The sequence below is a fragment of the Streptomyces sp. NPDC045026 genome (assembly GCF_056432625.1).
In genome coordinates this window covers 124,206-142,412 of record NZ_JBWKIS010000020.1, presented here as the reverse complement: position 1 = coordinate 142,412, position 18,207 = coordinate 124,206, and the positions used below count along the sequence as shown (strand labels likewise).

At 70.9% G+C, this 18,207-nt stretch carries 17 protein-coding genes; 9 read left to right on the top strand and 8 right to left on the bottom strand.

The features are described 5' to 3' along the window. The first annotated feature begins 81 nt into the window (after window positions 1-81). The 3 genes from AC07EJ_RS32465 to AC07EJ_RS32455 all read left to right on the top strand — a co-directional run bounded on the left by AC07EJ_RS32465 (window position 82) and on the right by AC07EJ_RS32455 (window position 2,816). Window positions 82-378: a hypothetical protein gene (locus AC07EJ_RS32465; protein WP_389483698.1), complete on the top strand. Its 297-nt coding sequence runs from the start codon at window positions 82-84 to the stop codon at window positions 376-378. Between the two features lie 176 nt (window positions 379-554). Next, the gene (locus tag AC07EJ_RS32460; protein ID WP_478885616.1) at window positions 555-1,589 is read left to right on the top strand and encodes a phosphotransferase family protein; all 1,035 of its coding nucleotides are present in this window, start codon (window positions 555-557) and stop codon (window positions 1,587-1,589) included. Between the two features lie 6 nt (window positions 1,590-1,595). Then, on the top strand, window positions 1,596-2,816 hold the full coding sequence (locus tag AC07EJ_RS32455; RefSeq protein ID WP_393587272.1) for an acyl-CoA dehydrogenase family protein: 1,221 nt from the start codon (window positions 1,596-1,598) through the stop codon (window positions 2,814-2,816). A 99-nt stretch (window positions 2,817-2,915) separates the two neighbouring features. Here the strand turns inward: AC07EJ_RS32455 and AC07EJ_RS32450 are convergent, their stop codons facing one another. Genes AC07EJ_RS32450 through AC07EJ_RS32440 form a run of 3 tightly spaced genes read right to left on the bottom strand, consistent with a single transcriptional unit; the run spans window position 2,916 to window position 5,967 of the window. Then, on the bottom strand, window positions 2,916-3,509 hold the full coding sequence (locus AC07EJ_RS32450) for a TetR/AcrR family transcriptional regulator (protein ID WP_362908820.1): 594 nt from the start codon (window positions 3,507-3,509) through the stop codon (window positions 2,916-2,918). A gap of 26 nt (window positions 3,510-3,535) precedes the next feature. Further along, a complete protein-coding gene (locus AC07EJ_RS32445; RefSeq protein ID WP_478885615.1) occupies window positions 3,536-5,203 on the bottom strand; it encodes a class I adenylate-forming enzyme family protein in 1,668 nt (555 codons plus the stop codon). After that, a complete protein-coding gene (locus AC07EJ_RS32440; RefSeq protein ID WP_393587274.1) occupies window positions 5,200-5,967 on the bottom strand; it encodes an SDR family oxidoreductase in 768 nt (255 codons plus the stop codon). Before AC07EJ_RS32440 ends, AC07EJ_RS32445 begins: the two co-directional genes overlap by 4 nt. 148 nt (window positions 5,968-6,115) lie before the next feature. Here AC07EJ_RS32440 and AC07EJ_RS32435 point away from each other — a divergent pair, with 148 nt between their 5' ends. Together AC07EJ_RS32435 and AC07EJ_RS32430 are read left to right on the top strand one after the other, a co-directional pair. Then, the gene (locus tag AC07EJ_RS32435; RefSeq protein ID WP_389483709.1) at window positions 6,116-7,366 is read left to right on the top strand and encodes an exo-beta-N-acetylmuramidase NamZ family protein; all 1,251 of its coding nucleotides are present in this window, start codon (window positions 6,116-6,118) and stop codon (window positions 7,364-7,366) included. Between the two features lie 194 nt (window positions 7,367-7,560). Next, window positions 7,561-8,814, top strand: coding sequence for an MFS transporter (locus tag AC07EJ_RS32430; protein WP_389483769.1), 1,254 nt, complete (start codon window positions 7,561-7,563; stop codon window positions 8,812-8,814). A 55-nt stretch (window positions 8,815-8,869) separates the two neighbouring features. Here AC07EJ_RS32430 and AC07EJ_RS32425 read toward each other — a convergent pair whose 3' ends face one another. Continuing rightward, the gene (locus tag AC07EJ_RS32425; protein ID WP_389483711.1) at window positions 8,870-11,725 is read right to left on the bottom strand and encodes a penicillin acylase family protein; all 2,856 of its coding nucleotides are present in this window, start codon (window positions 11,723-11,725) and stop codon (window positions 8,870-8,872) included. A gap of 257 nt (window positions 11,726-11,982) precedes the next feature. Here AC07EJ_RS32425 and AC07EJ_RS32420 point away from each other — a divergent pair, with 257 nt between their 5' ends. Continuing rightward, window positions 11,983-12,585: a hypothetical protein gene (locus tag AC07EJ_RS32420; protein ID WP_389483713.1), complete on the top strand. Its 603-nt coding sequence runs from the start codon at window positions 11,983-11,985 to the stop codon at window positions 12,583-12,585. A gap of 93 nt (window positions 12,586-12,678) precedes the next feature. Here the strand turns inward: AC07EJ_RS32420 and AC07EJ_RS32415 are convergent, their stop codons facing one another. The 3 genes from AC07EJ_RS32415 to AC07EJ_RS32405 all read right to left on the bottom strand — a co-directional run bounded on the left by AC07EJ_RS32415 (window position 12,679) and on the right by AC07EJ_RS32405 (window position 15,098). After that, on the bottom strand, window positions 12,679-13,191 hold the full coding sequence (locus AC07EJ_RS32415; protein WP_389483715.1) for a hypothetical protein: 513 nt from the start codon (window positions 13,189-13,191) through the stop codon (window positions 12,679-12,681). Window positions 13,192-13,302: 111 nt separating this feature from the next. Beyond that, window positions 13,303-14,163: an ABC transporter permease gene (locus AC07EJ_RS32410; protein ID WP_478885614.1), complete on the bottom strand. Its 861-nt coding sequence runs from the start codon at window positions 14,161-14,163 to the stop codon at window positions 13,303-13,305. Then, window positions 14,160-15,098, bottom strand: a complete 939-nt coding sequence (locus AC07EJ_RS32405; protein WP_478885613.1) for an ABC transporter ATP-binding protein — start codon at window positions 15,096-15,098, stop codon at window positions 14,160-14,162. The genes AC07EJ_RS32410 and AC07EJ_RS32405 overlap by 4 nt, the downstream gene beginning before the upstream one ends. A gap of 132 nt (window positions 15,099-15,230) precedes the next feature. On the opposite strand from AC07EJ_RS32405, the gene AC07EJ_RS32400 reads away from it, so the two are divergent. Both AC07EJ_RS32400 and AC07EJ_RS32395 read left to right on the top strand, forming a co-directional pair. After that, window positions 15,231-16,466, top strand: a complete 1,236-nt coding sequence (locus AC07EJ_RS32400; RefSeq protein ID WP_389483721.1) for a sensor histidine kinase — start codon at window positions 15,231-15,233, stop codon at window positions 16,464-16,466. Further along, window positions 16,463-17,125 carry a response regulator gene (locus AC07EJ_RS32395; RefSeq protein WP_389483723.1) on the top strand — a complete coding sequence of 221 codons (663 nt, stop codon included), beginning with the start codon at window positions 16,463-16,465 and terminating at the stop codon, window positions 17,123-17,125. Before AC07EJ_RS32400 ends, AC07EJ_RS32395 begins: the two co-directional genes overlap by 4 nt. A gap of 11 nt (window positions 17,126-17,136) precedes the next feature. Here the strand turns inward: AC07EJ_RS32395 and soxR are convergent, their stop codons facing one another. Beyond that, a complete protein-coding gene (soxR, locus tag AC07EJ_RS32390; RefSeq protein ID WP_389483725.1) occupies window positions 17,137-17,604 on the bottom strand; it encodes a redox-sensitive transcriptional activator SoxR in 468 nt (155 codons plus the stop codon). Between the two features lie 136 nt (window positions 17,605-17,740). On the opposite strand from soxR, the gene AC07EJ_RS32385 reads away from it, so the two are divergent. Further along, on the top strand, window positions 17,741-18,202 hold the full coding sequence (locus AC07EJ_RS32385) for a MaoC family dehydratase (RefSeq protein ID WP_266566073.1): 462 nt from the start codon (window positions 17,741-17,743) through the stop codon (window positions 18,200-18,202). Window positions 18,203-18,207: the final 5 nt, after the last annotated feature.

The window sequence follows — 18,207 nt, the reverse complement described above, 5'->3', positions numbered from 1 at the left end:
GCACTCCTCGCGAAGGTCACAGGAACAGGCACAAGCGTTCCATAGCGGAGTGATCCGGGCATTTCCGGCTAGCCTGAATCCATGACCACTCTCCACCAGGAACACCCCGCCCACGAGCACGCCCACGGTGAGGGCTGCGGCCACACCGCGGTCCCGCACGGCGACCACGTCGACTACGCGCACGAGGGGCATCTCCACGCGGAGCACAACGGCCACTGGGACGAGTGCGAGCCCGGCGCCCACACCACGCACCAGGGCCACGAGCACCAGCACGGCCGGCAGTGCGGGCACGAGGCCGTCACGCACGGCGATCACGTCGACTACGTCCACGACGGCCACCGGCACGCGGAGCACGACGGTCACTGGGACGACCACTGACGGACCTGCGGCCGCGCGGGGTGCGGCCGGCGTTCTCGCCGGACGCACCCGCATCGCCCGCACACGGGCAGTAACGTACGAGATGGATCACGTTCGGCCCCTGCTCTAGACGACATACCGACCGGTCGGCATCATGTGAGGCGACACTGCTTCACACTGCCTCCGGAGGACATTCGATGAATGCCGGCCACCCCCCAGGTCTCGATCTCGACCAGCTGCGCGGCCACCTCGACCGGGAGCGCCCGGGGCTCGTGGCCGGTCCGCTGTCCGGGCGGATCGTCGAGGGCGGCCGGTCGAACCTCACGTACCTCGTCGGCGACGGCTCGTCGACCTGGGTGGTCCGGCGCCCGCCACTGGGTCACGTACTCGCCACCGCGCACGACATGAAGCGCGAGCACCGGGTGATCAGCGCCCTGCACCCGACCTCCGTGCCGGTGCCCGAGGCGCTGCTGCTGTGCGAGGACGACAGCGTGCTCGGCGCGCCGTTCTACGTGATGGAGTACGTGACGGGCACGCCGTACCGCACGGCCGACCAGCTCGCACAGCTGGGCCCCGAGCGCACCCGCGCCGCCGTGCTCGCCCTCGTGGACACCCTCGTCGACCTGCACGCCGTGGACCCCGCCGAGGTGGGCCTCGCGGACTTCGGGCGGCCCGACGGGTTCCTCGACCGGCAGCTGCGGCGCTGGGGCAAGCAGCTCGACGCCTCCAGGAACCGCGAGCTGGCCGGTGTCGACGAGTTGCACGCCGCGCTCGGCCGCTCGCTTCCCGCCTCGCCCACGCCCACGCTCGTGCACGGCGACTACCGCCTCGACAACGTCCTGATCAACGAGGACGCCGACGGCGTCGACCGGATCAAGGCGGTCCTCGACTGGGAGATGTCCACGCTCGGTGACCCGCTCACCGACCTGGGCCTGCTGGTGATGTACAGCGCGAAGCTGGACCTGCCCGACTCCCCCGTCTCCACGACCGCCGCGGCCGCCGGGCACCCCGACCCCGCCGAGATCGTCGAGCGGTACGCCGCGCGCTCGGGGCGCGACGTCTCCGCCGTCTCCTGGTACACGGCCTTCGCCTGGTTCAAGCTCGCCGTGATCCTCGAAGGCATCCACTACCGCTACACCCTCGGCCAGACCGTCGGCGCCGGCTTCGACCGCATCGGTGAGCTCGTGCCCGTCTTCATCGACCACGGCCTGACGACCCTTCAGAAAGGCTGACCCGCAATGGACTTCGCATTCGACGCACGCACCGAGGAACTGCGGGCCAAACTCCTCGCCTTCATGGACGAGCACGTGTACCCGGCCGAGGCCGTCGCGCACGAGCAGCGCGCGCAGCTCGCCTCCCCGTGGGACACCCCGGCCGTCGTCGAGGAGCTGAAGGCCGAGGCCAGGCGGCAGGGGCTGTGGAACCTCTTCCTGCCCGACGCGGAGCACGGCGCCGGGCTGACCAACCTCCAGTACGCGCCGCTGGCCGAGATCACCGGCCGCAGCCCGCAGTTGGCGCCCACGGCCCTGAACTGCGCGGCCCCCGACACCGGCAACATGGAGGTGCTGTCCCAGTTCGGCGACGAGCACCAGCAGAAGCAGTGGCTGGAGCCGCTGCTCGCCGGTGAGATCCGTTCGGCGTTCGCGATGACCGAGCCCGAGGTGGCCTCCTCGGACGCCACGAACATCACCACGCTCATCGAGCGCTCCGCCGACGGCTCCGAGTACGTCATCACCGGCCGCAAGTGGTACATCTCCGGGGCGATGAACCCGGACTGCAAGATCTTCATCGTGATGGGCAAGACGGACCCCGAGGGCGCCGACATCCGCCGCCAGCAGTCCATGGTGCTCGTCCCCCGCGACACCCCCGGCCTCGAGATCCGGCGCGCCATGCAGGTGTACGGGTACGAGGACCACTACCACGGCGGTCACGCCGAGGTCGTCTTCGACCACGTCCACGTCCCCGTCGGCAACCTGATCGGCGAGGAGGGCGGCGGCTTCGCCATCGCCCAGGCGCGGCTCGGTCCGGGCCGTATCCACCACTGCATGCGCCTGATCGGCATGGCCGAGCGGGCCATCGAGCTGATGTGCAAGCGAGCCGTGGCCCGTACGGCCTTCGGCAAGCCGCTGGCCCAGCAGGGCGTCGTACAGCAGTGGATCGCGGACGCGCGGGTCGCGGTGGAGCAGCTGCGCCTGCTCGTCCTCAAGACCGCCTGGCTGATGGACACCGTCGGCAACAAGGGCGCCCACACGGAGATCCAGTCCATCAAGATCGCCACCCCGCGCACCGTCGTCGACATCATCGACCAGGCCGTGCAGCTGCACGGAGCGGGCGGCGTCAGCCAGGACTTCCCACTGGCCGAACTGTGGGCGGGCGCGCGCACCCTGCGCCTCGCGGACGGCCCCGACGAGGTCCACCAGCGCTCGCTGGCCCGGCGCGAGCTGAAGAAGTACCTGTGACGCGGTGACACCGTGACGGCCTGACGGCCTGACGGCGAAGGGCCCCCGCACTCGGTGTGAGTGCGGGGGCCCTCCGGCTGTGTCGGAGCGTGCGCTGCGTCAGGGACGCAGTGCGCGCAGCAGCAGGTCCGCGAGGTGGTCCGCGACCTCCTGCGGGCCGAGCGGACCCCCCGGGCGGTACCAGGTGGAGAGGTGGTGCACGGACCCGAAGTGGTAGTCGACCACCAGGTCGGCGGGCGTGGCCGTGGAGAACACGCCGGACCGCTGGCCCTCCTCGATCAGGGCCCTGAACCGCTCGTGGTAGCGCCTTCGTTCGGCCCGTACCTGCTTGTTCTTCTCCGGGCTGAGGTGCTGCAGGGAGCGGAAGAAGATCGACGCGTCGTCGAGGTTCTCGATGGTCGTGACGACCACGTCCGCGGCGGCGTCGCGCAGCCGCTGCTCCACCGGCGCGTCGGCGTCCGCGAACGCGTCGAGGCGCTCCTGCTGCACGCGGAGCACGCGCGCGTACACCTCGTGCAGCAGGTCGTCCTTCGAGCCGAAGTAGTGGTAGAGCGCGCCCTTGGTGACACCGGCCGCCTCGACGATCTCCTGGACCGAGGTGCGGTCGTAACCGCGCTCGGCGAAGAGCCGGGTGGCGGCGGCGAGCAGCCTCTGAGGGACGGGCGTACCGTCTCCGTCCGACGTCCTGGGCACTGCCGCCACCTGCCTTTCTCCTGCGATCAGCTGTTCTGTGTACGGGAACGCAGTTCCCGCCGGAGGATCTTCCCACTCGTCGTCTTCGGCAGCTCGGGCAGGATCTCCACCTCGCGCGGGTATTTGTACGCGGCGAGCCGTTCCTTGCAGTAGGCGGACAGCTCGTCCGGGCCCACCGAGGCTCCCGGGCGCAGGCTCACGTACGCCCTGACCGTCTCACCGCGATAGGGGTCGGGGACACCCACGACGGCTGCCTCGCGCACGGCCTCGTGGGTGTACAGGACATCCTCGACCTCGCGGGGCCAGACCTTGAAGCCGGACGCGTTGATCATGTCCTTCTTGCGGTCGACAACGTAGAGCCAGCCGTTCGCGTCCATGAAGCCGATGTCGCCGGTGCGCAGTTCGCCGTCGGGGAAGGACTCGGCGGTGGCGTCGGGGCGCTTCCAGTAGCCGGGCACGACCTGGGGACCGCGGACGGCGATCTCGCCCTGCTCGCCGAAGGGCACCTCCTGCCCGAGGTCGTCCACGATCCGCACGACGCTCTCGGGCCCCGGGACGCCGACGGCGAGGGTGCCGGAGACGGGGTCGACGGGGGCTTCCATGCCGGGCGGCACGGAGGCGCAGGGGGCGGTGCACTCGGTGAGGCCGTAGCCGTTGTGGATGTAGGGGCCGAAGCCGGCCCGGAACTTCTCCACGAGGGCGGGCGGCACCGGCGCGCCGCCGGACGAGATCGACTGGAAGGACGCGAAGTGCTCGCGGGTCGCGGCCGGGTGCGCGGCGAGCGCCATGAACGCGGTCGAGGGGCCCACGGTGTAGGCGGGCCGGTGCTCGGCGAACGCGTCCAGGACGACGCCGGCCTCGAAGCGGTACGCGAGGACGAGGGTGCCCGTGTTCGCGAAGGAGGAGACCAGCTCGCAGACCATGCCGGTGATGTGGAAGAGCGGCGCGAGCCCGAAGTACGTGCCGCCCTCGGGGATGCCGAGTCCGGTGCGCTGGCGCTCGGCGTTGTACGTGATGTTGCGGTGCAGGTTCGTGGCGCCCTTGGGCGTGCCGCTGGTGCCGGAGGTGTAGCTGATGAGCGCGATGTCGTCCGGGCCCGGGGCGCGGCCTTCGGGCGCCGCGTGGCCCTGCCGGGCGACCGTCAGGAGGTCGTCGGCGTCCTCGGCCCGCGGCTCGACGCGCTCGAACTTCAGGACGCGCTCGTCGCCGCGCGTCTGGAGGTCCAGCTCGCAGGCGGTGAGCACGATCCGTACGGGAGAATCCGCGGCGGTCTCCCGCAGATACGTGTCCCAGGCCCGGTCCGAGCAGATCAGGGCGGTGACGTCGGCGTCGTGCAGGACGTGGGTGACCTCGCCCGACTTGTACATCGGGTTGACCGGGACGACGGTGGCGCCCGCCTTGTAGGCGGCGAGCAGGCCGATCACGAAGTGCGGGGAGTTCTGCAGCATGAGGGCGGCGCGGTCGCCGCGCTCGAGACCGCGCGCGGCGAGGTGCCCGGCGACGGAGTCGCTGAGCTCGTCGAGCTCCCGGTAGCTGAGGCGGCCGTCGAAGTAGGCGACGGCGGTGCGGTCGGGGGCGGTGCGGGCCGCGGCGCGGAAGGCGTGCAGCACGGAGTCGGCCGGGGTGACCGGGGCCCGCTGTGCCTCGGAGAGCCGGCCGAGCCAGGGCTTGGCCGCGTAGATCGAGGAGCTCACTTCTGTGCGGCCTCCCACTTCTGCTGGATGTGGTTCATGTTCGACAGCCAACGGTCGGGCGTCGCGGCCCTGGCCGCGTAGTACCCGGCGACCTCGGGGTGCGGGAGGATCAGGAAGCGGTCCTCCTCCATGCCGGCGAAGAGCGCGTCGGCGACGTCCTCGGGCTCGATGGCGGTCGGCGCGAGGACGAGTTCCCCGGCCGATCCGGCGGCGGTGAGCATGTCCGTACGCACGCCCTGGGGGCAGATCGCGTGGACCTTGAGCCCGCGGTGGCCGTAGGTGAGGGAGAGCCATTCGGCGAAGGCGTACGCGCCGTGCTTGGTGACGCTGTAGGGCGCGGCGCCGACCATCGTGAGCAGTCCCGCCGCGGAGACGGTGGAGACGAAGCGGCCGCTGCCGCGCTCCAGCCAGCCGGGCAGCAGGGCCTTCGCGGCACGGACGTGGGCCATGACGTTGACGTCCCAGGCGTCGGCCCAGATCTGCTCGTCGGCGTCCTCGGTGCCGCCGGAGGCGAGCCCCGCGTTGGCGCAGTAGACGTCGACGGTGCCGTCCAGGGCGTCCAACGCCTCGGGCACGATCGCGGAGGCGTCGCCCGGGACCGCTCTGGCGCCGATCTCGTCCGCGACCGCCTTGGCCTTCCCCGCGTCCAGGTCGTTCACGACGACGCGCGCTCCCGAAGCGGCGAAGCGGCGGGCGAGTGCGGCTCCGATGCCGCCTCCCGCGCCGGTGACGACGACCCCCGTGCCGTGCAGGCTGTCCACCATCGGTCTCCCTTGACTCGACATCGGTCACAGACTAAGCAGTCGGTCAGCTCAACGGAAGGGGTGTCGGCGGCCGGCTTCGTTCCGCGGGAGCACGGCGCGCGCTAGCGTGCGTGCACATGCCAGCTTCCGCGATCACGGAGGTCACCACATGAACGTGTCCAGACGGAGCCTGCTCGCCGCCACCACCGCCTCGGCGGTGGCCGCGACGACGGGCGCGGCGTCCCCCGCGCTCGCCGCGGAGAAGGACGGCGGCCGGCTCCGCACCGGTTTCGAGCGGCTCGCGGCCGACGGATACCGGATCCTCGCCGGGCAGAAGGTCGGCTTCGTGACGAACCCGACCGGCGTCACACGCGACGTCAAGCACATCGTCGACGTGATGCACGCCGACGAACGGGTGAAGCTGACCGCGGTGTTCGGGCCCGAGCACGGCTTCCGCGGCACGGCGCAGGCCGGCGGCTCGGAGGGGCGCTACGACGACCCGGCGACCGGACTGCCGGTCTACGACACCTACTTGAAGAGCGGGCAGGCGCTGGCGGACATCTTCACCGCGTCCGGTGTCGACACGGTCGTCTTCGACATCCAGGACGCGGGCGCCCGCTTCTACACGTACATCTGGACGCTCTACGACTGCATGGAGGCCGCGCAGCTCGCGGGCAAGAAGTTCGTGGTGCTCGACCGCCCGAACCCGGTGACCGGCCGGAACGCCTACGGGCCCGTCCTGCACAAGGAGTTCGCGACGTTCGTCGGCCGCCGCGAGATCTCCCAGGCCCACGGAATGACGGTCACGGAACTGGCGCGCCTGTTCAACGGCGAGTACCTGGCGAAGCCCGTCGAGCTGGAGACGGTCCGGATGACGGGGTGGAAGCGGCGCGACTTCTACGACGCGTCGGGGCTGCCGTGGGTGCCGCCGAGCCCGAACATGCCGACGCCCGACACCGCGCTCGTCTACTCGGGGACCTGCCTGTTCGAGGGCACGAACCTCTCCGAGGGCCGCGGTACGACCCGCCCCTTCGAACTGCTCGGCGCCGAGGACGTCGACGGGCGCTGGGCGGCCGCCGCCAATGAACTCCGCCTGCCCGGCGTGGACTTCCGCGAGGCGTACTTCGCGCCGACGTTCTCCAAGTTCCAGGGCAAGACGATCGGCGGGGTACAGATCCACGTCAGGGACCGGGCCGCGTACGACCCCGTTCGTACCGGCATCGCGCTCCTGGTGACGGCGAAGAAGTCCTGGAGCGGCTTCGCGTGGCGCTCGGACAACTGGATCGACAAGCTCACGGGGTCCACCCAGGTGCGGACGATGATCGACGCCGGGGCGTCCACGGACGAGGTGGTCGCGGCCTGGCAGGGCGAACTGGCGGCGTTCCGGGCGGTCCGCAGCCGCTACCTGGCCTACAAGTAAGGGCGTACAGGCGTACCAGTAAGGGCGCACAAATAGGACTGTCGTCCCGTGACGTCTCGCGATACGGGACGACCCATTCCGCGTATTGACTGCCATGTACACGCACAACCACAGTGCAGTACGTGCTCAAAGACGACTCCACCAGGCAGGACACGGTCACCGGCGCGGATTCTGACGGGGACAACCCCGAGAGCCTGCGCCGCGTGGCCGTCGCCAGTTTCATCGGGACCGCGATCGAGTTCTACGACTTCTACGTCTACGGAACGGCCGCCGCCCTCGTCCTCAACGACGCGTTCTTCCCGAACCTCTCCTCCCTCAACGCCACCCTCGCGTCCTTCTCGACGTACGCCGTGGCCTTCGCGGCCCGCCCCATCGGCTCGCTCCTGTTCGGCCACTTCGGCGACCGCGTCGGCCGCAAGTCCGTACTCGTCGCCTCGCTGCTCCTGATGGGCCTGTCGACGGCGTGCGTCGGCCTGCTGCCCGGGTACGGCACCTTGGGCGTGTGGGCGCCGGTGCTGCTCGTCCTGCTGCGCTTCCTCCAGGGCGTGGGCCTCGGCGGCGAGTGGGGCGGGGCCGCGCTGCTCGCCGTGGAACACGCGCCGCGCGGCAAGCGCGGGCTGTTCGCGGCGTTCCCCCAACTCGGCCCGTCCGTGGGCTTCTTCGCGGCGACCGGCATCTTCTGGATCCTGTCGACGACGCTCGACGACGAGGCGTTCCACTCCTGGGGCTGGCGCGTGCCGTTCCTGCTCTCCTTCCTGCTGGTCGCCGTCGGCCTCTTCGTGCGGCTGAAGATCAGTGAGACGCCGGTGTTCGCCAAGGTGATGAAGGAGCAGGAGGCGAGCAAGGCGCCTGCGCTGGAGGTCTTCAAGCGGCACCCCCGCGAGATCCTGCTCGGCGCGGGCGGCATGGTCGTCGCGTACGGGCTCTTCTACACCGCGACCACGTACTGCCTCGCCTACGGCACGACGACCCTCGGCGTCCCGCGCAACACGATGCTCGCGGTCTCGCTCGTCGCCTGCCTCTTCCTCGCGGCGGGCACCTGGCTGGCCGCGACCCGCTCCGACGCGGGCGGGCGCCGCAAGCTGGTGCTGGCCGGCGCCGGACTCGCGGTGGTCTGGGGTCTGGTCCTCTTCCCGCTGATGGACACCGAGCAGCCCGTGCTGATCGCGCTCGCCCTGGGCGGCGCGCTGTTCTGCATGGGTGTCGTGTACGGGCCGATGGGCGCGTATCTGCCGGAGCTGTTCGGGGTGCGCGTGCGCTACTCCGGGGCGTCGTTCGCGTACAACCTGGGCGGCGTGCTCGGCGGCGCGGTGGCTCCGCTCGTGGCGACGCGGCTCCAGGGCGAGTTCGGCTCGGCCTCGGTGGGCTGGTACGTCAGCGCCATGGCCGTCGTCTCCCTGCTCTGTGTCCTCGCCCTGCCGGAGACGCGGGAGCGCGAACTCGGCTGACCGTCGGCTGACCTTCCATGGGGCACGCGCGCGCGTGCCCCATGGAAGCGGTCGGCTACGGCCGGTGCGCCGGGAATTCGACGACCTGCTGGTACGTCGGACGGTTCTGCCACTGGATCCCGCGGTGCGTGATGCCGCCGAGGGCCCGGTGGATGATCGTGTCCGAGCACCACTGGTCGCCGGCCTTGCACGCGTCGTCGCCGGGGTAGACCTCGGCGGCGGGCTTGGCGACCGCCTGCACGAGCGTGGCGAGCAGGGCGTCGCGGCAGGCGTCGAGCTTGCCGCCGCCGCAGTAGGCGGCGCCGAGCTTGCCCTTCACCGGCTGCCCGAGGACCGTGCGCAGGTCCTTGTCGACGTAGCCCCACCAGCCGTACTGGAAGGCCGATCCCGCGTGCGCCCCGGTCGGGCCGTGGCCCGCGGACGGCGACTCGTCGACGGTCAGCTGGCCGGTGAGCGCCCCGTACAGGTCGCCTCCGAGACCGGGTTCGAACTCGGCCTTCACCAGCAGCGGCCACCAGGCGTCCATGATGCGTACGGCGTCCGGGTGCGCGTACGTGTGCGAGCCGGCCGAGGTCTGGTTGCGCTGGGCGCCCGCCTTGCGCCAGGCCTCCAGCTGCTGCACGGCCTTGTTCAGGGCCGGGTCGTCCACGGGCTTGCTGCGCACGACCTTGAGGATCTCGGGCAGCACCTGCTCACCCCGCAGATCCGTGAGCGCGGCTTCCTCCATGGCCTGGGTGAGCGAGGCCCTGGTGACGCCGCCCTCGGCCGTGAGCTTCTTCACCCGGTCGTCGAGCAGATTCGCGCGGTGTACGGCGCCGAGACTGAAGTTGGCGGCGCCGAACCCCTTGGCCTGCTTGTTGTTCCAGGAGATGTAGTAGTCCTGGTCGACGGAGTTCGGGTGCTGGGACGGCGGGGTGTACGCGGCCGTGTTGTCCACCGGGTCGAAGTCCCGCCACTCGTAAGCCTTCTCGGCCTTCACCGGGAAGGAGGCGTCGACGTCGTCGGCCCGCACCGGGTTGGCGCCGCTGTTGTAGTACGCGATGTCGCGCGAGTCGGCGTAGAACCAGTTGAAGGCGTAGCTGATGTGCTGCGCCGCCCTCTCGAAGGTCGCGGCGTCCTTGACGTACGACGGGTCGTTCAGCATCTGGAAGCCGATGATGGAGTCGGCCTCGTGCCGGTACGTCGAGCGCAGTGAGGTGTACGCGACGGGCTTGCCGTCGACCGTCGCGCGGTGCGTGACGATGCCGTACTTCGTGCGGAAGACCTGCATCCGGTATGAGCCGGCCGCCGTGGAGTCGGCGAGCGTCGGCTTCCAGGCGTTCTTCTTCTCCAGCTTCTCCATGGGCGTGCAGGTGCCGCGGTACAGGTAGTTGGTGGACTCCTTGGTGGGGGTGCCACCGCCCGGCTCGCACAGCTGCACGGCGTACGTGTCCGTGATGTCCTGGCCCGCCGAGGTCGCCGACCAGGCGTAGTCCTGGCCGCGGCCGAGCTGGATGTACATGCCGACGCCCGCGAACGAGACGCCGCGCGCGCTGATGCCCGGACCCTGGAGCTCCTGCATCATCAGCAGCTGCGGGGCGAAGTACCCGGTCTGCGGGCCGAAGACGGCGACCGGGTGGCCGGACGCGGTGTGCTTCCCGGAGACAAGGAGGGCGTTGGACATGCCCTTCTTCGAGTCGGAGTTGCGGAACGTGTCCGCGGGCAGCACGCCCTTGTCATACATGCCCTGGAGCGGCTTGAGCTTCGCCGGTGCCTTGACGGGGGTCTTGCGCCCCGCCTCGGCCGGCTTGGCCGAGCCCTCCCGGTCGTAGACGAGCGGTTCGCTCTCGACGGTGCCCTTGTCGGGCAGCGCCTCCCCGCGCGGGTTCTTCGGCTTGGCCCCGTAGGGGAAGCTCGTGCCGTCGTGGATGGTCGCCACGGCCTCGGGGTCGTCGCGCCCCCGGAAGGACTCCCAGACCTCGGTGCCCCGCTCGACGCCGTACTTCTGCTGCGCCGACAGGAGGGAGAGGGCCTGGCCGACCTCTCCCCCGCCGCCGCCCCCGAAGAGGCCGCCGACGACCGAGGCGAGCGCGATCATGTCGGTCACCTTGAACGGCTGGATCTCGCCCACGTTCGTGATCGCGTCGATCTTGCCGGTGAGGACGTACTCGCCGGGGAAGTAACGGCCGTTCTTCGACTTCTCGCGATAGGCGTTGAGCCCGTCGATATAGGCCTGCGCGTCGTCCATGGCCTGCTTGCCGCGGGCGCCCTGCGTGGTCCTGATGTACTCGACCTGCTGCTCCAGGTCCTGCTCGGTGTACGGGGCCTGCGGCCAGAACTCCTGCTCGAGTCCTTGATTGGCGAGGGCGCCGCCCGCGAACGACGTGAGCTCGCCCCGGCCGATGTGCCGGAACAGGTCGATCAGCCAGAGGCGGTCCTGACCTGCGGCGTAGCCGGCGCCGAACTCTGTTCCGTAACGCGTGGAACCTTTGACGTGGGGTACACCGTTCTTCTTGTCACGGGTGATCGTCACATCGTCGCGGGGGCGCGTGACGGAACCGACCTGACCATCGGGGACCCCGAAGGAGGAGTCGTTGAAGAACTGGGTGAGGGTGTCGTCCGTCAGGGACGGGTACCCGGCCGAGAGCGCGTCGTAGGGGCCGAGTTGATCGTCTGCGTGGGCGGGCTGGGTGCCGAAGAGACGGTGGCCGAGAATCTCGGCCAGCGTGGCGTTGCCGTTCGCGCCGGGCGGCAGGATGTCCGCGCACCGGCCGGCGCAGTAGTCGGGCGCCGGTGCCGGCTCCGCGGCGGACGCCTCGCCGGCCGGGGACAACAGCCCCGCAGCGAGGACGAACACCGCGGTGGCGGCCGTGTGCTGGAGAGTTCTGCGGAAGCTTCTGTGCTGGGTGGTTCGTGGGGTGCGCCGTCGCATGCCTGATCCTCCCGACGATGGTGCGCCGGAGGTTACCGGCGGTAGGCGCCCGACTGAAGATGAACATGCGTCACCTTTTCGGAATCGCCACACGCGACCCCCTGGGACGTACCCACCCCAGGCGGTGCCGCTGATGGAGTCCATCGGAATTCGGATGGACGGGCATGGATCCGAATCGAGTGTCGATACGTCTATTCGGCGACGTCCGTTCGACGACGACGCCGAAGTACATGTACGTGTGACGGAGGTGCAGGGCGATGGCCGGATTCCGGAGTCTGGCGAGACAGGCGCGCGACCCGCGCAATGATCTGGCACTGCGGCGGTACTCGCTGCGCAAGTGCCTGGAGCGGTTTGCCCCTTACGGGCACCGGGCGACCTGGGACCATCTGTGTTCGCGGGCCGGGTTCGACCCCGAGGACCGCTCCCCCGAGCCGGCGCGGCTGACGGCCGCGCTCGACGAGCTCGAGGACGCACGGGCGGTCTGGCTCGCGTACGAGACCCAGTTCGCGGAGCGCCGCCGCAAGGAGAAGCACGACGGGCTGCGCAGGCCGGGCACGGTCGACGACTGGCACCGGCTGACCTGGGGAGGCTTCGGCGTCGCCTGGTGCGACGACCCGATGGTCCACCCCCGCGAACCCCTCGCGGAAGTCCTCAACCGGCTGATCGCGGCCCTGGAGCGGGAGCCCGGCACGGCCTGTCCCGTCTGCACCGGCACGGCACTCCTCTGGACGCACGACCTGGCGCACGAGCCGTCGTCCGGACCGGTCTGCACCGACTGCGGCATCGTGGTGCCGCGCCCCGTCCTCACCCCCGAGTCCCTGGCCGGAGCCTGGCGCGCACGGGTCCTTGTCTCGGCGTGAGCGCACCGGCACGAGCACGACTGCACGAGCACGGCCGCGTGAGCACGACGGGGGTGCCGCCCATGAGCCGCACCCCCGGTCCACTCGCGCGCCTCAGCTCACCGGTGTGATCACGTCCGTCTGGATGGCCAGTTTGAACTCGGCGAGGATCAGCGGCGTACGGATCAGCGCGTCGCCCGAGCCACGCACCGAGACCTTCAGGCCGACCGGGGTTCCCGGGTGCACGAACATCTGCCAGGTGTACGACCGGTATTGACCGCCGCCGGTCGGCGCCGAGTCCGTCGTGGCGGTCGAGTCGTAGCCGGTCGAACCGGCCAGCGGGTCGCGTACGAAGCGTGCCCTGAACTCGCGCGGTCCGGCATCCGGCTCCCAGAAGACCAGCGCGGACAGGGTGCCCCAGCCGTCGTGACTCGGCCGGACCAGACCGGAGTGGGTGTCGGGGTACTTCGACCCCTTCACCGGATCGTGCATCTTCCAGGGGTCGTACGACTCCTCGCCCGCCGCGTAGGGGAAGCGGACGAGGTGGTAGCCGTCGCGGTCGTAGGTGATCTTCTGCGAGCCCGAGCGTGCGGCCTCGTACTTCAGCGAGCAGATGGCGAGTCCCATGCGCGTCTCCCCGTCCCCGTGATCAGTCCTGCCGTCCTGCTGTCATTCATCCCCAACTCCCGTGCGGGTGAAGACATCCGGACGCCCGGATACGGGTGCGGCTCGGCACGGTCACACGTCGCGGCGCCGTACGACGACCAGCGCCAGCGCGAGCGCGACCAGCGGCCAGAGCACGTACACGGTCCAGCTCCCGCCGACCGTGGCCCCGTGGTACACCGAGGCCTCGGACGGCGTTCCGTAGATCGTGGCCAGGCGCTGCCACGCGTTGCGCACCATCGCATTGGCGAAAGTGGCGGACAGCGGCTTGCGGGACGAGAAGAACACCGGCAGCAGGAGCAGGACGAAGGAACCCGCGACCACAGTGGTGGCGCTGTGCCGGATCAGGACGCCGAGGCCGAGGCCGACGAGCGCGCACACCGGGGCGAGCAGGGCGGACGCCACCAGTGCCCGCAGCGAGTCGGGGTCGCTGAGCGGGATCGCGGCGTCCCGCCCGCCGAGGATGGTCTGAGCGACGAAGAACGAGCCCAGGGCGGCGAGCAACCCGACCACGGTCCACAGGACGACCTGCACGACGGCCTTGGCGAGGACCACCGCGCCGCGCGCGGGGACGGCCACCGTGGTGGTGCGGATCAGGCCGCTGCCGTACTCGCTGACCGCGGCGATCGAGCCGACGGCCACGGCGGCGAGCATCAGCGTCAGATACCCCTCCGCCGGAAAGGAATCGCCCAGCGAGAACGGGTGCTCCTGCTGCGCGGGGGCGTTGTAGGACGGGAAGTTGTTGTAGTCGGCGAGGGCGCGGGCCGCGGCCATGCCGGTCACGACCAGCGCGACCAGGACGATCACCCAGGGCGTGGACCGCAGCGACCGCACCTTGATCCACTCGGCGGCGACGAGGTCGATGAAGCGGGCCGGCGGTTCGTCCACGACGGCCGTGACCGTGGTGGGCATGGTGCGGGAAGTCGTGCTCGTCATCGGGGCTGACCCGCCTTTCCTGCGTCTCCCGACAGGTACTCGACGCTCCCGGCGGTGAGTTCCATGAACGCCTCTTCCAGCGAGGCCGTCCGGTTGGTCAGCTCGTGCAGCATGATCCGGTGCTCGAACGCGAGCGCTCCGATCCGCTCGGCGGGCAGCCCGGTCACGGCGAGCCTGGCCGCTTCCGGCGGGCCGTGCGGCGCGACGGACGCGCCCGCCGCCGTGAGGGCGGCCGTCAGTTCGCCGGCCTGCGGCGTGGCGACCAGCACGCTGAAGCGGGTGCTGCGGGCCGCGAAGTCCCGTACGGACTCGGCGGCGATGAGACGGCCCTGTCCGATCACGACCAGCTGGTCCGCGGTGCTCTCCATCTCCGTCATGAGGTGACTGGAGAGGAAGACGGTGCGTCCCTCGGCGGCCAGGCGGCGGAAGAGCCCGCGTACCCAGAGCACGCCCTCCGGGTCCATGCCGTTGATCGGCTCGTCGAACATCAGGACGGGAGGGTCGCCGAGCAGGGCCGCCGCGATGCCGAGCCGCTGCTTCATGCCGAGCGAGAACCCGCCGATGCGGCGCCCGGCCGCCTCGGTCAGGCCCACCTCGGCGAGCACCTCGGCGACGCGGCTCGCCGGGATGCGGTTGCTGCGGGCCAGGGCGCCCAGGTGCGCGGTGGCGCTGCGCCCGCCGTGGACCTGCTGCGCGTCGAGCAGCGCGCCGACGTGGCGCAGGCCGCGCGGGTGGGTGCGGAAGGGGACGCCGCCGATGGTGGAGGTCCCGGCGGTGGGCGTGTCCAGGCCGAGGAGCATCCGCATGGTGGTCGACTTGCCCGCCCCGTTGGGGCCGAGGAAGCCGGTCACCTGCCCGGGCCGCACGGTGAAGGAGAGTTGGTCGACGGCGGTCTTGTCGCCGTACCGCTTGGTGAGTTCGCTGACTTCGATCACGGGAGCAACGGTGCCGCTGCGGGTGAGGGCTGCGCATCGGCCCCTCGGCGGCCCCCGGCGGGCGCGTATGCACCCGTGGGATGAAGCCCGTGGGCTCATGCCGGGGGCGGGCCGCGCACCTACGATCCCGGTGTGGACGCCACCTTGACACCCTCGCCGCCCCAGCACACGTACGCGACGCTCCGCTCCGTTCTGACCTGGACCGGGTCCGTCCTGTACCCGTTCATGGCGCTGCTCCCCGCGGTCAGCGCGGACCCGTGGGCGCCCGGCATCCTCCCGGCCTGCGGCTCGGCGCTCGCGACGGTCCTGCTCGTCGGCCTGGTCCGGCGCAGGCCCATGGCGGCCCTGGTCACGATGCTGCTCGTCACGGCCCTCCTGCCGGCGGTGGCCAAGTACCACGGCCCGGTGTGGTTCGTGCCGTTCGCCGCGGTCGACCTCATGCTCGGGTACGTCGTCGCGACGCGCACCCTGCGGGCGTCGGTGGTCGCCGTCTGCCTCACGTTCCTCACGCAGTGCCTGACGGTCCTCGGCTTCACGCACGGCCCCGACAACCTCATCGTGATCGGCACGATCGCCCTCCTGGCGCTGGTCACCGCCTGCGTCGTGGGTCTCCTCGGCCGCGAGCGCCGCCGGTACGCGACGGAGCTGCGGTCGCACGAGGTCGCCGAGGCGATCACCGCCGAACGGCTGCGGATCGCCCGGGAGTTGCACGACCAGGTCGCGCACAGCATCGGCATCATCGCGATCCAGGCCGGTGTCGGCAGCCGGGTCATCGAGACGCAGCCGCTGGAGGCGCGGGCGGCCCTGCGCGCCATCGAGGCGACCAGCAGGGAGACCCTGTCGGGGCTGCGGCGCACGCTCGTCGCGCTGCGCAGGTCGGGCTCTTCGGCGGAGCCGGAAGCCGCGCCGTACGGCCCCGCGCCGGGCCTCGGCGAACTGGAGCGCCTGGCGGCCACGACCGCTGACGCGGGTGTCGCGGTCGACCTGCGATGGAGCGGGCAGCGGCGTCAACTGCCGCCCGACATCGACCTGTCGGCGTACCGGATCGTGCAGGAGGCGCTGACGAACATGGTGCGGCACTCGGGCGCCGGGCGGTGCCACGTGAGCGTCGGGTTCGGGGAGGATGAACTGTCCGTGGAGATCGTCGACGAGGGGCGCGGGATGCGGGGCACGGAGCCTGGCGTGGGGTTCGGGATCACGGGGATGCGGGAGCGGGTGGCGCTGCTGCACGGGGAGTTCAGCGCGGGGCCGCTGCCCGGGGGCGGTTTCCGGGTGGCGGCGCTGCTGCCGCTGCCGGAGCCGACGGCCGCGGCAGCGGACGACGCCGCCGTGGCCGGGGCGGACGCGGCCGGGGCGGACGTCCGATGACCGTGCGCGTGGTGCTTGCCGACGACCAGCCGCTCGTACGCTCCGGGCTGCGCGTCCTCATCGCCGACACCCCCGACCTGGAGGTCGTCGGGGAGGCCGCGAACGGCGAGGAGGCGGTCCGGCTGGCGAAGGAGGTCAGCCCCGACGTGATCGTGATGGACATCCGGATGCCGGGCATGAACGGGATCGAGGCCACGAGCCTGGTCACGTCGGGCCCGGGGGCGACGCGTGTGCTCATCCTGACCACCTTCGACGAGGACGACCACGTCTATGGCGCGCTGCGCGCCGGCGCGAGCGGTTTCGCGGTCAAGGACATGGCGCTCGACGACATCCTCGCCGCGATCCGGGTCGTCGCGGCCGGGGACGCGCTGATCGCGCCGGGGATCACCCGCCGCCTCATCGCGGACTTCGTGGGCCGCCCCGAGCCGTCGCCCGCCCGCGCGCCCCGCCCGCTCGGGGGCATCACCGAGCGGGAGCGTGAGGTCCTGACGCTGGTGGGGCTGGGCCGGTCGAACAGCGAGATCGCCGACGAGCTCTACATCACCGTGGCCACGACCAAGTCGCACGTGGCGCGCCTGTTCACCAAACTGGGCGCGCGGGACCGGGTCCAACTGGTCATCACCGCCTACGAGTCGGGGCTGGTCTCCGCACCCCGCTGAGCGGTTGCCCCTCAAGCGCGGCCCCGGTCCTCCTTCATCAGGCGGGATCCGCTGAGGCGTTCGCCGAACACGTCGTCCGGGTTCGAGAGCACGCAGTTCTCCAGGGACAGACAGCCGCACCCGATGCAGTCGGTCAGATGGTCACGCAGCCGTCCCAGCTGGGTGATGCGCTGGTCCAGTTCGGAGCGCCAGGCCTCGGAGAGGTGCGCCCAGTCCTCGCGGGTCGGGGTGCGCCCCTCGGGCAGCTCGGACAGCGCGTCACGGATCGTGGCGAGCGGGATGCCGACGCGCTGGGCGGCGCGGATGAAGGCGACCCTGCGCAGGATGTCGCGGTGGTAGCGGCGCTGGTTGCCCGTCGTGCGGCGGCTGCTGATCAGGCCCTTGGCCTCGTAGAAGTGCAGGGCCGAGACGGCGGCTCCGCTGCGCGCCGACAGCTGACCGACGGTGAGTTCGTGGATCTTCACTGGAATCTGGGGCACCGTGCCGAGCCTACTGGGCCGACCCTGCCGTCGTTGACAGAGGTCGCCCGCCCTAGCATGCTGAGCAAGCGCTTAGACATTCGTTAGACACCCGCCTTAGACATCCACGCATGGTGCATACATGGGAGGCCAGGACATGGCAGAGCCGAGGGTTTTCGCGACGGTCGACGAGCTGCGCGCGGCAGTGGGCGAGCAGCTGGGGTACAGCGACTGGGTCGAGATCGAGCAGAAGCGGATCGACCAGTTCGCGGACGCCACGGGTGACCACCAGTGGATCCACGTCGACCCCGAGCGCGCCAAGGACGGGCCGTTCGGCACGACGATCGCGCACGGTTATCTGACCCTGTCGCTGCTCCCCCTCTTCGGGCCGCAGCTGATCAAGGTCGACGGCATGAAGATGGGCGTGAACTACGGGACGAACAAGGTCCGCTTCCCCGCCCCCGTGCCTGTCGGCTCCCGGCTGCGCGCCACGGCGAAGATCACCGGCGTCGACGACGTGCCCGGCGGCGTCCAGGTCTCGGTCGCCTTCACCGTGGAGCGCGACGGCGGCGACAAGCCGGTGTGCGTCGCCGAGTCGGTGTCCCGCTACTACCTCTGAGCCCT

Bases quoted from the DNA above. Each gene is read 5' to 3' on its own strand.
- AC07EJ_RS32385 (WP_266566073.1), top strand. From the start codon at position 17,741: ATGGCAGAGCCGAGGGTTTTCGCGACGGTCGACGAGCTGCGCGCGGCA.
- AC07EJ_RS32435 (WP_389483709.1), top strand. From the start codon at position 6,116: ATGAACGTGTCCAGACGGAGCCTGCTCGCCGCCACCACCGCCTCGGCG.
- AC07EJ_RS32420 (WP_389483713.1), top strand. From the start codon at position 11,983: ATGGCCGGATTCCGGAGTCTGGCGAGACAGGCGCGCGACCCGCGCAAT.
- AC07EJ_RS32465 (WP_389483698.1), top strand. From the start codon at position 82: ATGACCACTCTCCACCAGGAACACCCCGCCCACGAGCACGCCCACGGT.
- AC07EJ_RS32415 (WP_389483715.1), bottom strand. From the start codon at position 13,191: ATGGGACTCGCCATCTGCTCGCTGAAGTACGAGGCCGCACGCTCGGGC.
- AC07EJ_RS32395 (WP_389483723.1), top strand. From the start codon at position 16,463: ATGACCGTGCGCGTGGTGCTTGCCGACGACCAGCCGCTCGTACGCTCC.
- AC07EJ_RS32410 (WP_478885614.1), bottom strand. From the start codon at position 14,163: ATGACGAGCACGACTTCCCGCACCATGCCCACCACGGTCACGGCCGTC.
- AC07EJ_RS32425 (WP_389483711.1), bottom strand. From the start codon at position 11,725: ATGCGACGGCGCACCCCACGAACCACCCAGCACAGAAGCTTCCGCAGA.
- AC07EJ_RS32440 (WP_393587274.1), bottom strand. From the start codon at position 5,967: ATGGTGGACAGCCTGCACGGCACGGGGGTCGTCGTCACCGGCGCGGGA.
- AC07EJ_RS32455 (WP_393587272.1), top strand. From the start codon at position 1,596: ATGGACTTCGCATTCGACGCACGCACCGAGGAACTGCGGGCCAAACTC.
- AC07EJ_RS32460 (WP_478885616.1), top strand. From the start codon at position 555: ATGAATGCCGGCCACCCCCCAGGTCTCGATCTCGACCAGCTGCGCGGC.